Source organism: Moorena sp. SIO3I6 (genome assembly GCF_010672095.1).
Genome location: NZ_JAAHHU010001028.1, coordinates 1 through 1,774, shown reverse-complemented (window position 1 = coordinate 1,774; position 1,774 = coordinate 1). Strand labels below are relative to the sequence as shown.

The following is a 1,774-nucleotide window of genomic DNA, read 5'->3' as shown; positions in this document are numbered from 1 at the left end:
TGAGGATGATTTGTGTACAGCTAATGCTACCGCCAAGAGCTCAAAAAAAGATGCAGTGCTGGATTAGGAGCAGACATTTGATCTGCTCGGGTCACTTTTTTATCTTTGAGACGGTAGAATATACAACCCTTGAACGATTCTCCGAATGTGTCGAGAGTCTCGGAGGAAGTGTAATATCGGTTAAACCCATTAAAAAAATTTGGATTGGCTCCCATCGCCAAGTTATTTTGTATCAAGCTAAAGCCAGTTTACATACACCTCATCATGATCTAAAACAATACTGGATAAAATACGGGAGCTTCCGCACCAGATTTGATGAACGTTCCTGAAAAATCCCCCCACTAATATCAAGTCAGGTTGAATACCCATAATTTAGAGGTAGGGTGGGAAGTGTGGGGAGATGCGGAGATGGGGAGATGGGAGAGATTTGTATTAAGGGTAATTATCCCGACATGATATAAACCAGTTTTATAGCTAAGCTATCAGCTGTTGGCCAAGGCCAATGGCTGATAGCTTAATGCTTACCAATTGCTTGAGGTACTTTCGTCCTGGGTTGCGCGGGAGTAGGTAGTAGGGAGTAGGGAAGTCAGAAGAGGGAACTTCGGAAGTGGAAAAAAATCCTGTGTACCTCATAGCTATGAGAAACGCTATATATATATAGCCCTATTGCCATCGTCAACAGTAGACGCACTATGGTCAAGGGAGGTATTTTTCCAAAATGATTTAGGTTTTCAATATCAGCGCTAGCATATATCACAGCTAAGTTCCTGTAATTATTAAGTTTTGTATATAACTGCCGAGTCGGTTAACTGACTCCTGTGTGATCGACTGGTGACCTTGTAACGAATATTACAAATTATTACTTTGTTGTTAATAAATGAGACTGGGGTTCCGATTATCCTCTAATGTTCATATTGAGCTGGTCAAATTTGATAAATAACCAGCAAGATAGCAAACTAGTTAAGTACCTTTAATTTAAGGAGATTTCAATGCTTGACGCTTTTTCCAGAGCTGTAGTTACAGCAGATAGCAAAACCGCATGTCTAGGTGCTGGAGACCTGGCTGCTCTCAAAGGCTTTATTGCTGATGGTAATAAGCGCCTTGATATTGTAAACATTATCGCCAGCGACGCCAGCTGCATCGTTTCCGACGCTATTTCTGGCATGATCTGCGAAAACACTGGTTTGATTCAAGCTGGTGGTAACTGCTACCCCAACCGCCGCATGGCTGCTTGCTTGCGTGATGGTGAAATCATCCTCCGCTACGTGACCTATGCCATCTTGGCTGGTGATGCTTCTGTACTAAGCGACCGCTGCCTGAATGGTCTGAAGGAAACCTACAGCGCTCTGGGTGTACCCACCACCTCCACAGCTCGTGCTGTTGGAATCATGAAAGCTGCTGCAGTTGCTTTCGTTAACAACACCGCTAGCCAGCGCAAGTTTGAAGTAACTTCTGGGGATTGTTCCTCCTTAGCTTCTGAAACTGCTGGTTACTTCGATGCAGTAGTTGCTGCTATCAGCTAGTCTTTCCCTTTTGCCTAAGATAACCAAGCTCCTGCCAAAGCGAGCTGGGGAAGCCAAAAGCTAAGTATAATCTTTGTCAAAACCCATTCAGGAGATATATAAGAATGAAATCAGTTATAAGCACAGTTGTTACTGCTGCCGATGCTGCAGGTCGTTTTCCTAGCAGCTCTGACCTTGAGTCCGTTCAAGGTAGCCTACAGCGGGCTGCTGCTCGTATGGAAGCTGCTGAAAAGCTAGCAGAAGGCATTGAA

General features: G+C 44.1%; 3 protein-coding genes and 1 pseudogene. 3 read left to right on the top strand and 1 reads right to left on the bottom strand.

Features of this window, described 5'->3' with window-relative positions:
• The coding region (locus F6K49_RS45720) for a CpeR family transcriptional regulator (protein ID WP_366514328.1) at positions 1-329 on the top strand (329 nt) is incomplete at its 5' end.
• Between the two features lie 145 nt (positions 330-474).
• Here the strand turns inward: F6K49_RS45720 and F6K49_RS45715 are convergent.
• Positions 475-633 carry a hypothetical protein gene (locus F6K49_RS45715; protein ID WP_293074536.1) on the bottom strand — a complete coding sequence of 53 codons (159 nt, stop codon included), beginning with the start codon at positions 631-633 and terminating at the stop codon, positions 475-477.
• A gap of 356 nt (positions 634-989) precedes the next feature.
• Here F6K49_RS45715 and F6K49_RS45710 point away from each other — a divergent pair, with 356 nt between their 5' ends.
• Positions 990-1,523 (top strand): bleomycin hydrolase, encoded by a 534-nt coding sequence (locus F6K49_RS45710; protein WP_075904201.1) that lies wholly within the window; start codon positions 990-992, stop codon positions 1,521-1,523.
• A 104-nt stretch (positions 1,524-1,627) separates the two neighbouring features.
• A pseudogene (locus tag F6K49_RS45705) lies at positions 1,628-1,774 on the top strand (bleomycin hydrolase); the annotation flags it as partial.

Excerpts from the sequence above, each read along its gene's own strand:
- F6K49_RS45715 (WP_293074536.1), bottom strand. The coding sequence starts at position 633 with ATGAGGTACACAGGATTTTTTTCCACTTCCGAAGTTCCCTCTTCTGAC.
- F6K49_RS45710 (WP_075904201.1), top strand. The coding sequence starts at position 990 with ATGCTTGACGCTTTTTCCAGAGCTGTAGTTACAGCAGATAGCAAAACC.